Source organism: Microlunatus ginsengisoli (assembly GCF_039537205.1).
Classification (GTDB): domain Bacteria; phylum Actinomycetota; class Actinomycetes; order Propionibacteriales; family Propionibacteriaceae; genus Microlunatus; species Microlunatus ginsengisoli.
This window is the reverse complement of the sequence record NZ_BAABAB010000026.1, coordinates 108,009-125,858: the sequence shown is the minus strand read 5'-3', so window position 1 is coordinate 125,858 and position 17,850 is coordinate 108,009. Positions and strand designations below refer to the sequence as shown.

11 protein-coding genes are annotated in these 17,850 nt (G+C 71.0%); 5 read left to right on the top strand and 6 right to left on the bottom strand.

Features of this window, described 5'->3' with window-relative positions:
- Nucleotides 1-33 precede the first annotated feature (33 nt).
- Genes pyrF through carA form a run of 4 tightly spaced genes read right to left on the bottom strand, consistent with a single transcriptional unit; the run spans nucleotide 34 to nucleotide 6,561 of the window.
- The gene (gene pyrF / locus ABD747_RS18135; protein ID WP_344807231.1) at nucleotides 34-882 is read right to left on the bottom strand and encodes an orotidine-5'-phosphate decarboxylase; all 849 of its coding nucleotides are present in this window, start codon (nucleotides 880-882) and stop codon (nucleotides 34-36) included.
- Complete coding sequence (locus tag ABD747_RS18130; RefSeq protein ID WP_344807173.1) at nucleotides 882-1,961, bottom strand: quinone-dependent dihydroorotate dehydrogenase; 1,080 nt, start codon at nucleotides 1,959-1,961, stop codon at nucleotides 882-884. Before ABD747_RS18130 ends, pyrF begins: the two co-directional genes overlap by 1 nt.
- The gene (gene carB / locus ABD747_RS18125; protein ID WP_344807171.1) at nucleotides 1,958-5,377 is read right to left on the bottom strand and encodes a carbamoyl-phosphate synthase large subunit; all 3,420 of its coding nucleotides are present in this window, start codon (nucleotides 5,375-5,377) and stop codon (nucleotides 1,958-1,960) included. Before carB ends, ABD747_RS18130 begins: the two co-directional genes overlap by 4 nt.
- Nucleotides 5,377-6,561: a glutamine-hydrolyzing carbamoyl-phosphate synthase small subunit gene (gene carA / locus ABD747_RS18120; RefSeq protein ID WP_344807169.1), complete on the bottom strand. Its 1,185-nt coding sequence runs from the start codon at nucleotides 6,559-6,561 to the stop codon at nucleotides 5,377-5,379. Before carA ends, carB begins: the two co-directional genes overlap by 1 nt.
- A gap of 205 nt (nucleotides 6,562-6,766) precedes the next feature.
- Here carA and ABD747_RS18115 point away from each other — a divergent pair, with 205 nt between their 5' ends.
- The 5 genes from ABD747_RS18115 (at nucleotide 6,767) to ABD747_RS18095 (ending at nucleotide 14,431) form a co-directional block, all read left to right on the top strand.
- Complete coding sequence (locus ABD747_RS18115) at nucleotides 6,767-9,286, top strand: glycoside hydrolase family 2 protein (RefSeq protein WP_344807167.1); 2,520 nt, start codon at nucleotides 6,767-6,769, stop codon at nucleotides 9,284-9,286.
- Nucleotides 9,279-10,169: a LacI family DNA-binding transcriptional regulator gene (locus tag ABD747_RS18110; protein ID WP_344807165.1), complete on the top strand. Its 891-nt coding sequence runs from the start codon at nucleotides 9,279-9,281 to the stop codon at nucleotides 10,167-10,169. The genes ABD747_RS18115 and ABD747_RS18110 overlap by 8 nt, the downstream gene beginning before the upstream one ends.
- Complete coding sequence (locus ABD747_RS18105; protein WP_344807163.1) at nucleotides 10,166-11,404, top strand: AGE family epimerase/isomerase; 1,239 nt, start codon at nucleotides 10,166-10,168, stop codon at nucleotides 11,402-11,404. Before ABD747_RS18110 ends, ABD747_RS18105 begins: the two co-directional genes overlap by 4 nt.
- A 797-nt stretch (nucleotides 11,405-12,201) precedes the next feature.
- Entirely contained in the window at nucleotides 12,202-12,768 is a 567-nt protein-coding gene (locus tag ABD747_RS18100) for a MarR family winged helix-turn-helix transcriptional regulator (RefSeq protein ID WP_344807161.1), read from the top strand.
- A 25-nt stretch (nucleotides 12,769-12,793) separates the two neighbouring features.
- Nucleotides 12,794-14,431 (top strand): MDR family MFS transporter, encoded by a 1,638-nt coding sequence (locus ABD747_RS18095; RefSeq protein WP_344807159.1) that lies wholly within the window; start codon nucleotides 12,794-12,796, stop codon nucleotides 14,429-14,431.
- 2 nt (nucleotides 14,432-14,433) lie between these two features.
- Here ABD747_RS18095 and ABD747_RS18090 read toward each other — a convergent pair whose 3' ends face one another.
- Both ABD747_RS18090 and ABD747_RS18085 read right to left on the bottom strand, forming a co-directional pair.
- Nucleotides 14,434-15,303, bottom strand: coding sequence for an alpha/beta fold hydrolase (locus ABD747_RS18090; RefSeq protein ID WP_344807157.1), 870 nt, complete (start codon nucleotides 15,301-15,303; stop codon nucleotides 14,434-14,436).
- Nucleotides 15,304-15,632: 329 nt separating this feature from the next.
- The gene (locus ABD747_RS18085) at nucleotides 15,633-17,798 is read right to left on the bottom strand and encodes a hypothetical protein (protein WP_344807155.1); all 2,166 of its coding nucleotides are present in this window, start codon (nucleotides 17,796-17,798) and stop codon (nucleotides 15,633-15,635) included.
- Nucleotides 17,799-17,850 lie beyond the last annotated feature (52 nt).

The window sequence follows — 17,850 nt, the reverse complement described above, 5'->3', positions numbered from 1 at the left end:
CTGCGCGCAGGGAAGTTCGGCTGGAACGAGAACTTACCCCACGGCGATGACGTCGCCGATCGCGGCTTGGGCCTTGCCGACGGCGGCCCGGAGTGCACTCGGGTCGGGTCCGGCCGACAAGATCTCCCGGCTGGACGACGGCAGCACCAGCTGCCGGGCATCCCCGAAGACCTCGGCCAGACCTGCCGCGGTGCCGCCCTGGGCACCGAGACCGGGCACCAGGATCGACCCGTTCAGCCGGCTGAAGTCCGCGGCCGTCCGTCCGATGGTGGCGCCGACCACCACCCCGACATGACCGAGTTCGCCGACTTCTCGCGCGGCAGCGTTGCGCTCGGCGACCTCGTCGAGAATCGCCTGGCCGACGATCCGGCCGTCGGCGACCCGGGCGTGCTGCACCTGCGGTCCCTCCGGATTGCTGGTCAGCGCGAGAACGTAGACACCACGGCCGGTCTCTGCCGCGAGGTCGATAGCGCCCGCGAGCGAGCCGAAGCCCAGATACGGGCTGGCGGTGATCGCGTCGGCGGCCAACGGGGCGCCGTCGGCAAGGTAAGCGGCGGCGTAGGCGTCCATGGTCGAACCGATGTCCCCGCGCTTGACGTCCAGCACCGAGATCGCGCCAACCGCATGCAGGTCGGCCAGCACCCGTTCCAGGACGGCGATCCCCGCCGAGCCGTAGGTCTCGAAGAACGCCGACTGCGGCTTGAACACGGCGACCTCGGAGCCGATCGCCTCGATCAGGCCGCGGGCGAACCGCTCGAGCCCGGCGGCGCTCGTCGGCAGACCCCACGCGGTGAGCAGGGGCGGGTGCGGGTCGATCCCGACGCACAGCGGCCCTCGTTCGGCGCTCAGACGGCGCAACCGCTGCCCGTACGGCATGGTCATCACGGATTTCCCCTCAGTCGCGTGTTGCACTCCGGAAGCCTGTTCAGGGCGTCCACCAAGCCGGGCCCGCCGTAGACGAATCCGGTGTAGAGCTGGAGCAGGTCAGCACCGGCGTCGAACATCCGCCGGCCGTCGTCGGCGGTCATGATCCCGCCGACACCGATGATGGGCAGTTCGGTCCGCTCCCGCAGGAAGCGGACGAGCTGGCGGGCCCGGTTCGTCAGCGGCGCTCCGGACAGGCCACCGGTTTCCTTGGCCAGGCTGCTCTCGGCGAACGACACGCCGCTGCGACGCAGGGTGGTGTTGGTGGCGATCAGCCCGCTGACACCGGTGATCCGGCAGACGTCGAGGACGTCTTCCACCGCGGACTCGCCGAGGTCCGGCGCGATCTTGACGAAGATCGGCACCGGATCGGTGGACCGCTCGGTGCGTGCGGCGTGGACCAGACCGCCGGCGAGGCTGCGCAGCGAGTCCGCGTCCTGGAGCCGGCGCAGACCCGGGGTGTTCGGGCTGGACACGTTCACCGCGACGTAGTCGGCATAGGGCGACAGCGCGGCAAAGCTGGCCAGGTAGTCCTCCACCGCGTCCTCGACCGGCGTGATCTTGGTCTTGCCGATCGAGATGCCGAGCGGGATACCGGCGGCGTTGTTGCCGCGGCGGATTCCGGCTGCCGCCAGCCGGCGGGCCAGCGCTTCTGCCCCGGCGTTGTTGAAGCCCATCCGGTTGATCAACGCGCTGCTCTGCGGCAGCCGGAACAGCCGCGGCCGGTCGTTGCCGGGCTGGGCCTGTGCCGTCACCGTGCCCAGCTCGGCGAAGCCGAAGCCGAGACCCGCCCAGGCCCGCACGGCCAACCCGTTCTTGTCCATCCCGGCGGCCAGCCCGACGCGACCCGGGAACGAGATGCCGGCGACGTCGACGGGGCTGCGGTGCCGCCCGAACCAGCGGCCAGCCGCCGAGCGCGCCGGCGGAAGCGCGCCGAGCCGGGTCAGCGCGGCCAGCGTCCGCTCGTGCGCCTTCTCGGGGTCTCCACCGCCGGAGCGGAAAAGGATCGGGCGCAGCAGCCGATCGTACGCGGTCATCGTCCTGAGTCGTCGGGTGCCGAATCGTCGAGGACCGGGTCGTCAGGCGGCGGGCCCGCCGGGGCGAGCCGGGAGCGTGACAAGTCGGCGAGGAGCTCCGCGGACCAGGACTGCAAGGAGCGGACGCCGACACTGCCGGCCCGGATCGACTCGATCCCCTGGACGGCCGCGGCCAGCCCTTGCACCGTGGTCACGCAGGGCACGTTGCGATAGACCGCGGCGGTCCGGATCTCGTAGCCGTCGAACCGCGGCCGGCCGTGCGGGCTCAGCCCGTGCGGGGTGTTGAAGATCAGGTCCACCTCGCCGTCCAAGATCGCCTGGACGATCGTCTTCTCCCCGTTCGGTCCGGGACCCTGGCTGTACTTCCGGACGGTGGTGACGATCACGCCGTGCCGGCGCAGCATGGACGCCGTGCCCTCGGTCGCGAGGATCTCGAAGCCGAGGTCGGCCAGCCGCTTCACCGGGAAGATCACGAACCGCTTGTCCCGGTTGGCCACCGAGATGAACACCGTCCCCTTGGTGGGCAACGGGCCGAAGCCGGCCACCTGGCTCTTCGCGAACGCCGCACCGAAGGTGTGGTCGAGCCCCATCACCTCGCCGGTGGACTTCATCTCCGGGCCGAGGATGGTGTCGACGGAGATCCCTTCCACGGTACGGAACCGGTTGAACGGCATCACGGCTTCCTTCACCGCGATCGGGCCGGGATGCTCGTCCGAGCCGTCGCCGCCCGCCCGCAGCAGGCCGTCGGCCCGCAGCCCGCCGATCGTCTCGCCCAGCATGATCCGGGCCGCCGCCTTGGCCAGCGGGGTCGCTGTCGCCTTGGAGACAAAGGGAACCGTCCGCGAGGCGCGCGGGTTGGCCTCCAGCACGTACAGGGTGTCGCCGGCCAGGGCGTACTGGATGTTGATCAGGCCGCGCACCCCCACACCCGCCGCGATCGCCGCGGTGGACTCCCGGATCCGGTCGACGACCTCCGCACCCAGGGTGATCGGCGGCAGCGCGCAGGCCGAGTCGCCGGAGTGGATGCCGGCCTCCTCGATGTGCTCCATCACCCCGCCCAGATAGAGCTCTGTGCCGTCGTAGAGCGCGTCGACGTCGATCTCGACCGCGTCGTCGAGGAACTGGTCGACCAGCACCGGATGGTCCGGGGTGACCTCGGTGGCCCGCTCGATGTAGGAGCTGAGCGTGGGTTCGTCGTAGACGATCTCCATCCCGCGGCCGCCGAGCACATAGCTCGGGCGGACCAGGACGGGATAGCCGATCTCGTCGGCGATCTCCTTCGCCTCGTCGAACGAGCGGGCCATCCCGTGCCGCGGGGCGGGCAGGTCCGCGTCGGCGAGCACCTGGCCGAACGCGCCGCGCTCCTCGGCGAGGTGGATCGCCTCGGGACTGGTGCCCACGATCGGCAGACCCTGGTCCTTCAGCTGCTGGGCGAGCCGCAGCGGGGTCTGGCCGCCCAGCTGCACGATCACCCCGGCGACCGGCCCGGCCGCCGCCTCGGCGTGATAGACCTCGAGCACGTCCTCACAGGTGAGCGGCTCGAAATAGAGCCGGTCGGCGGTGTCGTAGTCGGTCGAGACCGTCTCCGGGTTGCAGTTGATCATGACCGTCTCGTAGCCGGCCTGGGACAAGGTCATCGCCGCGTGCACGCAGGAGTAGTCGAACTCGATCCCCTGCCCGATCCGGTTCGGCCCGCTGCCCAAGATCAACACCGCCGGCTTGGTCCGTGGTGCGACCTCGGTCTCTTCGTCGTAGGAGCTGTAGTGATACGGGGTCTTGGCGGCGAACTCCGCGGCACAGGTGTCCACGGTCTTGTAGACGGGTCGGACACCCAGTGCCCAGCGCACACCGCGGACGACGTCCTCGCGCAGGTTGCGCAGGCTCGCGATCTGGGCGTCGGACAGCCCGTGCCGCTTGGCCAGCCGGAGTACGTCGGCGGTCAGCTCGGGCGCGTCGCGGACCTCGTCCGCCACCTCGCTGATCAGGTACAGCTGGTCGACGAACCAGGGATCGATCTTGGTCGCCTGATGCACCTGCTCCGGCGTCGCGCCCGCGCGGATCGCGCCCATCACGTCGCCGAGCCGGCCGTCGTGCGGTCGGGAAGCGCGGTCGAGCAACTCGGCAATGCGCCCTGAGGTTGGCGAAGGGCCACGGGCCGCGAAGACGAACGGCGCCTTCGGGTCCTCCAGGCTGCGCAGCGCCTTGCCGAGCGCCTCGGTGAAGTTCCGGCCGATCGCCATCGCCTCGCCGACGCTCTTCATGTGCGTGGTCAGGGTGTCCTCGGCGCCGGGGAACTTCTCGAACGCGAACCGCGGCACCTTCACCACGACGTAGTCCAGGGTCGGCTCGAAACTCGCCGGCGTCTCGCCGGTGATGTCGTTCGGGATCTCGTCCAGGGTGTAGCCGATCGCCACCTTGGCGGCGATCTTGGCAATCGGGAAGCCGGTCGCCTTCGAGGCCAGCGCGGAGCTGCGGGACACCCGCGGGTTCATCTCGATCACGATCATCCGGCCGGTGGCGGGGTCGATCGCGAACTGGATGTTGCAACCGCCGGTGTCCACCCCGACCGCGCGGATGATGCCGATCGCGACGTCGCGCATCCGCTGGTATTCCCGGTCGGTCAGCGTCATCGCCGGGGCGACCGTGATCGAGTCGCCGGTGTGTACGCCCATCGGGTCCAGGTTCTCGATCGAGCAGACGATCACCACGTTGTCCGCGCGGTCGCGCATGACCTCGAGCTCGTATTCCTTCCAGCCCAGGATCGACTCCTCGATCAGCACCTCGGTGGTGGGGCTGGCGGCCAGCCCGGCACCGGCGATCCGGCGCAGATCCTGCTCGGTATGGGCGAAGCCGGAGCCGACGCCGCCCATGGTGAAGCTCGGCCGGACCACCAGCGGGTAGCCGAGCTGGGCGGCCGCACCCAGGACGTCGTCCATCGAGTGGCAGATCGCGCTGCGCGCGACCCCGACGTCCGGCGTGGTCGTGTCCGGCGGCAGCTCCAGACCCTCGACGATCGCCTTGAACTGCTCGCGGTTCTCGCCGCGCTGGATGGCCTCGATCGAGGCGCCGATCAGCTCGACGCCGTACTTCTCCAAGATGCCGGCCTCGTGCAGCGCGACGGCGGCGTTGAGCGCGGTCTGGCCGCCCAGGGTGGCCAGCAGCGCGTCCGGACGCTCCTTGGCGATCACCTGCTCGACGAACTCGGGCGTGATCGGCTCGACGTACGTCGCGTCGGCGAACTCGGGGTCGGTCATGATCGTGGCCGGGTTCGAGTTGACCAGGATGACCCGGAAGCCCTCGGCCCGCAGCACCCGGCACGCCTGGGTGCCGGAGTAGTCGAACTCGCAGGCCTGGCCGATCACGATCGGCCCTGACCCGATCACCAGGATCGAGGAGATGTCGGTACGGCGGGGCATCAGTTCTCCTGCCCTTCGAGCCCGGAAACGCGGCCTGAGCGTTTCGCCATCAGGTCGGTGAACCGGTCGAACAGATAGCTGGCGTCGTGCGGGCCGGCGGCGGCCTCGGGGTGGTACTGGACCGAGAAGCTCAGCAGGTCGCCGGCGTCGTCGCGCAGTTCCAGGCCCTCGACCACCTGGTCGTTGAGGCAGACGTGGCTCACGGTGGCGACGCCGTAGGGCGTCGGCGTCGGCGCGTCCAGCGGGGCGTCCACGGCGAAGCCGTGGTTGTGCGCGGTGATCTCGACCTTGCGGGTGGTCAGGTCCATCACCGGCTGGTTGATGCCGCGGTGACCGTAGACCAGCTTGTAGGTCCCGAACCCGAGCGCCCGGCCGAACAGCTGGTTGCCGAAGCAGATCCCGAAGTACGGCGTCCCGGCGGCAAGCACCTCGCGCAGCACGGCGACGGCGGCGTCGGCGGCCTGGGGATCGCCCGGGCCGTTGGAGAAGAACACCCCGTCCGGACGATGGGCGGCGATCTCGGCGAAGCTCGCGGTGGCCGGCAGCACGTGGGTCTCGATCCCCCGCTCCGCCATCCGGTACGGCGTCATCGACTTGATTCCCAGGTCCAGCGCGACCACGGTGAAGCGCTTGTCACCCTGGGCGGGGACGACGTACGCCTGCGGCGTGCTGACCTCGTCGGCCAGGTGGGCGCCGTGCATCGACGGCTGCTCCAGCACCCGCGCGAGCAGCCGCGCCGGGTCGGTCTCGACGCTGGAGACGCCGACCCGCATCGCCCCGCGCTCGCGCAGATGGCGGGTCAGCGCGCGAGTGTCGACGTCGCGCATCCCGACCACCCCCTGCGCGCGCAGCGCGTCGTCGAGGCTGCGCCGGGAGCGCCAGCTGGACGGGATCCGGGCGGCGTCGCGGACCACATATCCCGCGACCCAGATCCGGCTCGACTCGTCGTCGTCGTCGTTCCAGCCGGTGTTGCCGATCTGCGGCGCGGTGGCGACCACGACCTGACGGTCGTAGCTCGGGTCGGTCAGGGTCTCCTGGTAGCCGGACATGCCGGTGGAGAAGACCGCCTCGCCGAACGTCTCACCGACCGCTCCGAACGCTCGTCCGTGGAAGGTCCGACCGTCTTCGAGAACGAGGATCGCGGGGGGAGGAGTGCTTTCGGGCGCGCGGGCGTCAGCGAGCATGACCGTCCTTTCCTGCCTCACAGGACAGGTCTTAAAGGTTGGTTGTGACCGCGTCGAAGGGTATCAGCCGAATCGGCAGAACCCGATTCGCCGCGAGTTCGCGAGCCGGGCACGCTCTCCCCTATGCTCACCACGCACGCCCCATCCCTGGACGGACGTGCGCGCGCCGAGACTTAAGCGCTTCAGTCCACGAGAGGTATCACCGATGATCTCCACCGAGCTGACCGGCGGCTGGACCCTCACCGCGACGAGTGGGGATCCGGACGGACGGCTGCCCGACCCGATCCCGGCCGCGGTGCCCGGCAGCAGCCACGTCGACCTGATGGCCGCCGGGCTGATCGAGGATCCGTTCCTCGACGGCAACGAGTTCACCCAGACCTGGCTGTTCGACGTGGACTGGCGCTATCGGACCACGCTCGACCCGGCGGCCCTGGACCTCAGCGCGCCCGGGCCGGACGAGCGGGTCGACCTGGTCTTCGACGGCGTCGACACGATCGGCACCGTCACCGTCGCCGGCACCGAGGTCGGCACGACGGCGAATATGCACCGCTCGTACCGCTTCGACGTCTCCGGCCTGCTCGACGGCGGGCCGGTCGAGCTGAGCGTCGACCTGCAGTCGGCGACGACGTACGCGGAGGCGGAGAAGGAACGGCTCGGGTTCCGGCCGGGGCCGTACCCGACCCCGTTCAACTACCTGCGCAAGATGGCCTGCAGCTTCGGCTGGGACTGGGGTCCCGACCTGCGCACCGCCGGGCTGTGGAAGCCGGTCCGGCTGGAGCGGTGGCGGACGGCACGGCTCGCGTCGGTCCGTCCACTGGTCACCGTCGACCACGACGGGACCGGGCGGGTGGAGCTGCACGTCGAGCTGGAGTACGCCGGCGACCCGGCCGCGGTTGTGCTGAAGGCCGGGGTCGGCCCGTCCTGGGCCATGGTTGGCTTGGAGCCCGGCGAGACGTCCGCGGTGGTCTCGCTGGAGGTACCCGACGTCGAGCTGTGGTGGCCGGCCGGGTACGGCGACCAGCCGCTCTACGACCTCGAGCTGACTCTGCACGTCACCGACGATGTCGAGCTGGACCGCTGGCAGCGCCGGATCGGCTTCCGCACCGTCACCCTGGACACGTCGCGCGACGAGATCGGCACCGCGTTCACGTTCTCGGTCAACGGCGTGCCGGTGTTCGTGAAGGGCGCGAACTGGATTCCCGACGACCACTTCCTGACCCGGATCACCCCGGAGCGGCTGGCCCGCCGGCTCGACCAGGCCATCGGTGCGAACCTGAACCTGCTCCGGATCTGGGGCGGCGGGATCTATGAGACCGACGCGTTCTACGACGCCTGCGACGAGCGCGGCCTGCTGGTTTGGCAGGACTTCCTGCTGGCCTGCGCGGCCTATCCGGAGGAGCAGCCGCTGTGGGACGAGATCGCGGCCGAGGCGCGCGAGAACGTCGTCCGGCTGATGCCGCACCCGTCGCTGATCCACTGGAACGGCGGGAACGAGAACCTGTGGGGCCACGCCGACTGGGCCTGGGAGAGCCGGCTGGACGGCCGCACCTGGGGTGAGCGCTACGCCCGCGAGCTGCTGCCGGCGATCGTCGCCGAGCTGGACCCGACCAGGACCTACAGCGACAACAGCCCCTGCTCCCCCGGGTTCGGCCAGGCCGAGATGCACCCGAACCACCCCGACCACGGCACCCATCACCAGTGGGAGGTCTGGAACCAGATCGACTACCACGAGTACCGCAGCGAGATTCCCCGGTTCTGCTCGGAGTTCGGGTTCCAGGGGCCGCCGGCCTGGCGCACGCTGACCGACTGGGTGCATGCCGTCGACGGCGGACCGCTGGCCTCGGTGCCCGATCCGAAGGCGGATGCGAACTTCTTGATCCACCAGAAGGCCGACGACGGCAACGGCAAGCTGGACCGCGGGATGGCTCCCCACCTGGGCGTCCCGGCCGCCTTCGCCGACTGGCACTGGGCCGGGCAGCTGAACCAGGCGCACGCGGTGGCGTACGCGATCGAGCACTACCGTTCCTGGTGGCCGCGGACGGCCGGCGCGATCGTGTGGCAGCTGAACGACTGCTGGCCGGTCACGTCCTGGGCGATGGTCGACTCCGAGGAGCGAACCAAACCGCTGTGGTACGCCGTCCGGGCGGCCTTCGCCCCGCGGTTGCTCGCGGTGGTGGACCGGGACGACACCTTGTCGGTCGCCGTGGTCAACGACACCGACCAGGAGTGGACCGGTCACCTGGATCTGATCCGGGAGGGTCTGGACGGCAGCGTGCTCGGCGCCGGTACCGCTACGGTGTCCGTACCGGCCCGTAGTGTGGCCACGGTCGGCGTCCCGGCCGCGGCGGCGACGCCGGACGACCCGACCAGGGAGGTGCTGGTGGCGCAGCTGGGGGACGTACGCACGGTGCATGCCTTCGTCGAGGACGTGGAGCTCGAGCTGGATCCCGAACCGCTGAGCGCGGTCGCCGAGCCGGTCGACGGCGGCTACCGGGTGTCGGTGACGGCTCGGTCGCTGGCCCGCGGCGTGACGCTGCTCGCCGACATCGCGGCCGCCGACGCGGCGGTGGACCGCGGCCTGGTCACCCTGCTACCCGGCGAGACCGCCGACTTCATGGTGAGCACCGCCGATCCGGGCGCCGCCGACGCGCTGACCGGCCCGGCGGTGGTCCGTTCGGCGAACGACCTGCACCGCCGCTCGCCGGTGCCCGCGCCCCATGGCTGATCCCGGCGGGCCGGTCGGGCTGGTGATCAACCGGCCGCCCCGGCTGCTCGGCCTGGAGCCGTTCCTGATCGAGCTGATGGAGGGCATCGAGGAGGTCTTCAGCCCGCTGGACCGCTCGGTGCTGTTCAACATCGCCACCAGCCACGAGCAGGAGATCGCCATCTGGCGGCGCTGGACCGAGCAGGGTGCGGTCGACGCCTTGGTGATGCTCGACATCTATCCCGACGACGACCGGCTGCCGGTGCTGGCCGACCTCGGCGTGCCCGCCGTCGTGCTCGGCGGGCCGCGCGGAGTCCTGCCGTTCTCCAACGTGTACGTCGACAGTGCGGCCGGTGCCGCCCAGGCGGTCGACGCGCTGGCCGACCTCGGTCACCGGCGGATCGCCTACGTCAGCGGACCGCGCCGGCTGCTGCACAGCCAGACCCGCTCGGAGGCGTTCCTGGCGCAGTGCGCCGCGCGGGACTGCCGCGGGGTCCTGGTCGAGGGCGACTACTACGAGACGTCCGGACACGATGCGACGCTCGACCTGCTGAGCCTCGACGATGCACCGACGGCGATCTTCTACGACAACGTGGTGATGGCGGTCGCCGGTCTGGGCGTGCTGGGTGATCGCGGGCTGAGCGTGCCGGCCGACGTCTCGCTGATGGTCTGGGACGACACCGCGCTGTCCCGGTTGACCCCGCCCGGACTGACCGTGGTCGCCGTCGACGTGCACAGCCTCGGCGTCGCCGTCGCCGACGCGGTGCTCGCGGTGCTCGGCGGCGCGCCGGTCACCACCTATGACGCGCCGTCGCCGAAGGTGCGGCTGCGCGGATCCACCGGACCGGCGCCCGGTCGGTCCGGCGAATCCGGCGAATCCGGCACCCAGGAGGTCCGAGAGTGAAACCGTGGCTCGAGCTACCGACGCACCGCGACTGGCTGGAGGTCGAGGGTGAGCTGCTGCTGGCCTTCGGGTTGCGCTGCGGCCTGCCGGCCGGCGGGGCGGCGTACCTGGACGCCGACGGGGTGCCCACACCGGGCGAGCCGGTGCACACCTGGATCACCTCCCGGATGGTGCACGTCTATGTGCTCGGTCAACTGCTCGGGATCCCCGGCTGCCGACCGGTCGCGGAGCGGGCGTTCGGCGGGCTCACCGGGCGGCTGCGGGACACCACCGGCGGTGGCTGGTACGCCGCGGTGGACGACGACGGACCGGTCGACGATGCGAAGGTCTGCTACGCGCACGCGTTCGTCGTGCTGGCCGCGAGCTCGGCCGTCCGGGCCGGTCTCGACGGCGCGCCGGAGCTGCTCGCCGAGGCGACCTCGGTCTTCCTGGACCGGTTCTGGGACGAGGACGCCGGGCTGTGTGTGGACACCTGGGACGCCTCCTTCTCGGTGCTGGACCCCTATCGCGGGATCAACGCCAACATGCACGCGGTGGAGGCGATGCTGGCCGCCGCCGACGTCACCGGCGAGACGATCTGGCTGGAACGCGCCGCGCGGATCGGCTCGTTCGTGGTCCGCCAGGCCGGCGAGAACGACTGGCGGATCCCCGAGCACTACGACGACGGCTGGACCCCGCTGCCGGACTACAACGACGACCGGCGCGACGACCCGTTCAAGCCGTACGGCGCGACCATCGGGCACGCCCTGGAGTGGTCGCGGCTGCTGCTGAACCTGGAGGCGGCGGCGCGCGACGCGGACCTGTCGTCGGTGCTGGGCGCGGCCGACTGGTCCGGCGCCGCTCAGGCCCTGTTCGCGCATGCCGTCGCCGACGGGTGGGCGGTCGACGGGGCGGACGGCTTCGTCTACACCACCGATTGGGACGGCACCCCGGTGGTCCGGGACCGGATGCACTGGGTCGCCGCGGAGGGCACCGCCGCCGCGGCCGCACTCTGGGCGCGGACCGGCGATCCGACGTACGCATCGTGGTACGAGCGCTGGTGGGACTACATCTCGTCCTCGCTGATCGACCGGGAGCGCGGCTCCTGGCACCACCAGCTCGACGCGGCCAATCGGCCGATCGCGACCGTCTGGCCGGGCAAGCCGGACATCTACCACGCGTACCAGGCCACCCTGTTCCCCCGGGTGCCGCTGGCGCCGACCCTGGCGACGGCGCTCGCCCGCGGGCTGCTCTGACTGCTCCGCTCGGCAAGCCTCGCTCCGCGCTCCGCTGCGCTGTGCTGACTGCTCCGCTCGGGCAAGCCCTCGCTCCGCGCTCCGCTGCGCTGTGCTGACTGCTCCGCTCGGGCAAGCCCTCGCTCCGCGCTCGGCTGCGCTCAGGCCGGCTCGTTCGTCGCGTCTGGTGAAACGGAGAAGCGTTGTTTCACCAGACGCTCCTGCACTCCCCGGCGCGCAGCGTCGGTGCCGGCCAAGACCCCTAGTTCGCCCACTCGGCAAACCTCGCTCCGCGCCCCGCGGCGCTTCAGGCCGGCTCGTTCGTCGCGTCCCAGGTGGGGGCCGCTCAGCTCGCGCCGCGGGGCGCCTCTTCGCGCGGTTTCCACCCACTTCGCGCGGTTTCCACCCACTTCGCGCGGTTTCGACCCACTTCGCGCGGTTTCGACCCACTTCGCGCGTGAAGCTCGCCGAGCGAAGTAGGTGCAAAGCGAGCGAAGTTGACCCGGGGCACTCGCCGACCCCTGGCGGTGCGTGCGGCTGGGCGCGTCTAGCCAGGTCCGTTGACACGAGGCGGGCGCTGGCGACCAGCTGGGCCTGGCCGCCCTTGTGCCGACAGCCCCGGTCTTCGCGCGGTTTCGACCCACTTCGCGCGTGAAGCTCGTCAAGCGAAGTGGGTCCAACGCGAGCGAAGCTGGCCGGCCCGGCGAGTTGATCGCTCTCCTAACCCGATGAAGCGGTGATCGGCGTCACCATTGCATTAGTTGCACTATGCATGCATTCAGAGATATAGTTGCTTTACACAAGCAAAAGGATCAGGGATGACGATCGAGCACGAGAACGCCGCGGCTCTGCTGAGCGCGCTGAGCGGCCTGCTGCGGGCCGGACGGGCCACAGCGCACCGGCACGCCAACGAGATGGGTGCCGCCGGCACCTCGCTCGGCGTGCTCAAGGCTCTGCAGGCCGGTGACGCCCGGCCGAGCGACCTGGCCGGCAGCCTGCACGTGGGCCCGTCAGGTGTCTCTCGGGCGATCGTCCCGCTCGAGCGGGAGGGCCTGATCGAGCGCAGGCCCGACCCGAGGGACGCTCGCGCCTGCCGGCTCAGCCTGACCGACCTCGGCCGCGAGCGGCTGGCCGCCATCCAGGACGCGTACGTCGAGCGCGTGCGGGCCCGGTTGGCCGACTGGACCGACGACCAGGCCGTCACCGCGACCGGGATCATCGCGGCGCTCGAGCGCTCCCTCGGCGACGGCGACCAGTTCGCCTCCGCCGCCGACCTGACCCGGTCCCTCATCCCGACCTCGCCCGACCCGATCAGCACCGGACCCGACGCCGTCGCCGAGCCCGATCCCGCGTACGCAACCGCGGCCAGCACCGACCAGAACTAGTCCCAGAGAAGAAGGCTTCACACACATGTCAACCGCCGTCGCCCCACGCCGGGCCGACACCGATGCGCCGATGACGCACCGCCAGATCCTCGAGTCGATGACCGGGCTGCTGGCCGCGCTGTTCACGGCCATGCTCTCCTCCACCATCGTCTCGGTCGCCCTGCCGACCATCATCGGCGACCTGCACGGCACCCAGCGGCAGTACACCTGGGTGATCACCGCGGCCCTGCTCGCCACCACGGTCAGCACCCCGATCTGGGGCAAGCTGGCCGACCTGTTCGACAAGAAGCTGATGGTCCAGATCGCGATCGGCATCTTCGTCGCCGGCTCGGTCGCCGCCGGGTTCTCCCAGAGTGTCCCGTTCCTGCTCTCCATGCGGGTCGTCCAGGGCCTCGGCATGGGCGGCCTGACCGCGCTGGTCCAGGCGATCATGGGCTCGATCATCGCGCCCCGTGAGCGCGGCCGTTACGCCGGCTACATGGGTGCGGTGATGGCGGTTAGCACCGTCTCCGGGCCGCTACTCGGCGGCCTGATCGTCGACACCTCGCTCGGCTGGCGGTGGACGTTCTTCGTCTGCGTTCCGCTCGCGATCGTCGCCCTGTTCGTCATCCAGGCCACCCTGCACGTGCCGTCGATCCGGCGGAATCCCAAGATCGACTACCTCGGCGCGGTGCTGCTCGCCGCGACCGCGAGCCTGCCGATGATCTGGGTGACCTTCGCCGGCAACGACTATGCCTGGTGGAGCTGGCAGACCGCCGCCTTCCTCGGCAGCACAGCGATCCTGCTCGTGATCACCATCGTCTGGGAGCTGAAGACCCCCGAGCCGCTGGTCCCGCTCCGGCTGCTGGCCAACCGCACCGCCGCCCTGGTGATCATCGCCAGCGTCGCGGTCGGGATCGGGATGTTCGGCGGGACCACGTTCCTCGGTCAGTACTTCCAGCTGGCCCGCGGCTACACCCCCACCCACGCCGGCCTCCTGACCATCCCGCTGATGATCGCCATGCTGGCCTCGTCCACGATCACCGGCCAGATCGTCAGCCGGACCGGGCGGTGGAAGCGGTTCCTGGTCGGCGGCGCGATCCTGCTCACCGCGGGTCTGGGCCTGCTCGGCACCATCGACCACAGCACGCCGATCTGGCACATGAGCATCTTCATGGCGCTGATGGGCCTCGGCATGGGCGCGATGATGCAGAACCTCGTGCTGGCCGTACAGAACACCGTGGACGTCCGCGACATCGGAGCCACCTCGGCCAGCGTTGCGTTCTTCCGCTCCCTCGGCGGCGCGATCGGCGTCTCGGTGCTCGGCGCCGTGCTGGCCGACCAGGTCCAGGACAAGATCATCGCCGGAGTCCGGGCGCTCGGCGCGGCGGCGTCCGGTGCGACCATCCCGAGCGATCTCGACCTGACCGCGCTGCCGGCGCCGATCCTGGCGATCGTCCGGGGTGCGTACGGCGACGCGACCGGTCACCTGTTCTTGATCGGTGCCTGCTTCGCGGCCGTCTCGCTGATCGCGGTCGTGCTGATCAAGGAGGTACCGCTGCGGCAGACGGTGGCGATGCAGCCGGCGAAGCCCGCTGTCGAGCCCTCAGCCACGAGCCCGGTCCAGACCGGCGGACCCCGACGGGCCATCGACGAGCGCGAGCTCGAACCCGTCGGCGCCTGACCTCAGGACCGCACGAAACGCACGATCTCCTCGGCGGCCGCCGAGGCCCGGTCCCCCAGCCAGATCAGATGGCTGGGGGACTCGGTGTCTGTCAGCCGCGCGCCGGCGAGTGTCAGCGCCAGTCGTGCCGGGTGATCGTCGTACCCGACCGCAGCGTCCAGCCGGGTGGCCAGGATCAGCACCGGCTGGCGTACGTCGGCGGTGACGTCGGTCGGCGGGTGCAGGTCTTGCGCGAAGCCGGCCGCCGAGCGACAGGCCAGCAGGAACTCGGCCGCTGCGTCGGCATCGGAGCCGAGCCGCCGGACCGCCTCGTCGCCGGGCAGCGTGGACAGGCTGGTGATCAGCCGGGGCAGCGCGCGTTCGGGATCGCGGCGCAGCATGGCGTGCACGATCCCCCAGGTCAGCGTCTGGGTCGACGGACGGAACACAGCCCGGGCGATCCGCCGGAGCCGGCGGCTCGGCCAGGGCTCGAAACTGACCGGGCTGATCAGGATCACCTTCTCCACCAGGTCCGGGGCGTAGGCGGCCAGGGTCAGCGCCGAGCGCGCTCCGATCGAGATGCCGACGGCGACGGCCGGCGCGGACACATCCAGCGTGCGGATCAGGGCAGCCAACCGCGGCACGAACTCGGGCACGGACGGTCCGGCTGCGACCTCGGTCCGGCCGTAGCCCGGCCGGGAGACGACGAGCACGGCGAAGCCCGCGTCGAGGTAGACGTCCTCGCCGAAGCGGCAGGAGGCCGACATGTGACCGCCGTGCAGCACCACCGCCAGCCGGCCGTCCGCGCTCGGCGCCGGCGGCCGGGCGAGCCGGTATTCGATCCGTCGGCCGTCGATCGTCGCGACCTCGGTTACCGGCACCGACTCGGCCATCCCGTCTCCTCCCCCGGCCCTGGCACCACCCTCCCAGAACCCGGCCTCCGCTCCCAGAGCCCGCGCGCGCCCGCCCTCCCGGAACCGCGCACCCGCCCCCGGATCCGGCCTCCCGGTCTCCCGGTCTCCCGGCCTCCCGGCCTCCCGGCCTCCCGGCCTCCCGGCCTCCCGGCCTCCCGGCCTCGGAAAGTGTGCAGCTCTCGCAGTGGTGAAACGCATCAACCTGCAACAACTGCACAGTTTCGCGGAAGAGGGGTGGGGTTTCCCGGGAGCGGGAGGGGCGGGCAGGTACCGGGAGCGGGTGGGGCGGCTGCCGGACGACCCGCCGATCAGGCGTCGACGGGCTGGGTGCTGAACCGAACGGTCTGGGTCGCCTCGCCCTGCTCCGAGCGGACGACCAGCACCAGCTCGTGGTCGCCCGGATCGGGGGCAGCGATCCACAGCTCGCGGCCGGCACCGAGCTCTTGCCCGTCCAACAGCCACAGCAGGGCGTCGTCGGGCAGCGGGCGGCCGCCCTGGTCGACCGCGTTCCCGGCGACCTGCAGCACGCCACCGGCCGGCAGAGTCCGGCCGTCGGTCGGGTGCAGGACCGCGATCTCGGGCGGTCTGGCCGGGACCTCGAGCCGCAGTACGTCCGACTCGCCGGTGAAGAAGCCGCCGTGTGCCAGCAGCCGGACCGCGACCTCGCCGGCCGGCAGCCCGGTCAGCGGAAGGCTCGCCGCGCCCTCGTTCAGACCCACCGCGAGCGAGTGCCAGGTCTCGCCCTGGTCGGACGTCCATTGGGCGCAGACGCTCTCCGCATCCGAGTCCAGCTCCCAGCGCAGCAGCAGGTTCTCACCGTCCTGGTCGGCTCCCACGCCGGTGAACACCGGCGCCTCCCGCTCGGGCCGGCGCTGCCAGACCTCCCGGTCCCCCTCGTCCGCGTCGTTCAGGATCCGCAGCGCGGCGCCCGGACCGACGTCGGGGACGTACGCCTTGAACCGGAACGGCCCGCGTCCCGGATCGGTCTCCTCGCCACCGCAGCCGCAACCGCCGACCGGAGACAGCCGGACGATCGGCGCCCGGGACAACACCGCGCCGTCGTCGGCGACCAGCTGCGCGACCCAGGCGGTCTGGATCCCGGCGACGTCGGGTACCACCCGGACCCGGGCCACCGACTGCACCTCGACCCTGCCCTCGTCGTCGACCAGACCGACGATCGAGATCACCGGGTTGATCCGGGCGCTTTCGACCTCGCGGCCGAGCCACGGCGGGTCCGGCCACCAGTGGTACTCGAGGTCGTACGGCCGGATGTGGGGGTGGTCGTCGAAGATCGTGCTGTCGCTGATCCAGCTCGGGTCCAGCCGCTTGTGCAGCAGCAGCCGGTCGTACTGGTAGAGCGACATCCAGCGACTCGGGCCGTAGGACATGTAGTCGGTCGAGTCCTTCGGGTCGTAGACCGACCCGTCCCGGATGTCCAGCCCGAACTCGCCGATCGAGGCGGACTGATACGGCTCGTACGTCGGATAGTTCGGGTCCGTCTTCCCCACGTCCCCCGACGGCGTGTGGTCGAAGTTGTAGCCGTGCCCGATCTCGTGCACCAGGCTCTGCTGGTTGCCGACCGCGCCCGAGCCCAGCCCGTTGTGCCCGCAGCCGGGCACGTTCAGGGGGATGCCGCTCGGCAGCAGCCCGTAGTAGACGACGTCGGCGCGGTTGCCGTCGTTGTCGCGGAGCAGTTCGAGCCAGTTCAGCAAGACACCCCAGTTGACCGAGCACTCGCCCTTGCCGGTTCGCATGTCGTCCAGCGGCGTAGCGAAGTTGAGCACGCCGGCGCTGGCATAGGACCCGGTCGCCTGAACCGGCATCATGGCCAGCGCCTTGCCGCTGGTCGACTGCAGGTCGGCGAGCGTCGGCGCCGGCAGGGTCAGCTGGGTGATCGGCGGCTGGCCCGGCGCCGGCGGGTTGGCCGAGCTCGGCCCCTTGTAGGCCACCAGGATCCCGCGGATCCGCAGCGTCTGGATGAGCAGCGGCCGGACCACCACGCTCGCGGCCGGGAAGCGGGCGCCGTCGATCAGCGGGGTCACCCGCAGCGTGCCGTGGAACTCCTTCGCCGGGATGACGAAGTTCAGCGTCCGGCCGGTCCAGCCGCGGACCGAGCGGTAATCCAGTGACGCGTCCGCGGTCACCGACCAGGAGCCGACCGGCGTGTACGTCGCCACCGCCTGGTAGTTCAGCTGCCGGTTGCGGCGCTCCACCAGGAGCTTGCCGGTCACCGTCGCGGTGGTGTCGAACAGGCCCGGTTCGACGTACACCCGGACCCAGGCCGCCTTGTAGGCGACCACCTCGGCCGCGTTGTCGGGCGCCCGGTCGTCCTTGTCGGTCAGGTGCTCCTTGGAGCGGTAGTACTGGATCGCCTGGGTCACCTCGACCCCGCTGGCGTGCGCCTCGAACAACCGGGCGCCCTCGAACACCGCGTCGCCCGGTCTGATCCGGGTGCGGACGAACTCCTCGACCATGATCTGGTCTCCTCCCTGTGTGGTCTGACCGACTGTGCGGGTCGCGGATTAA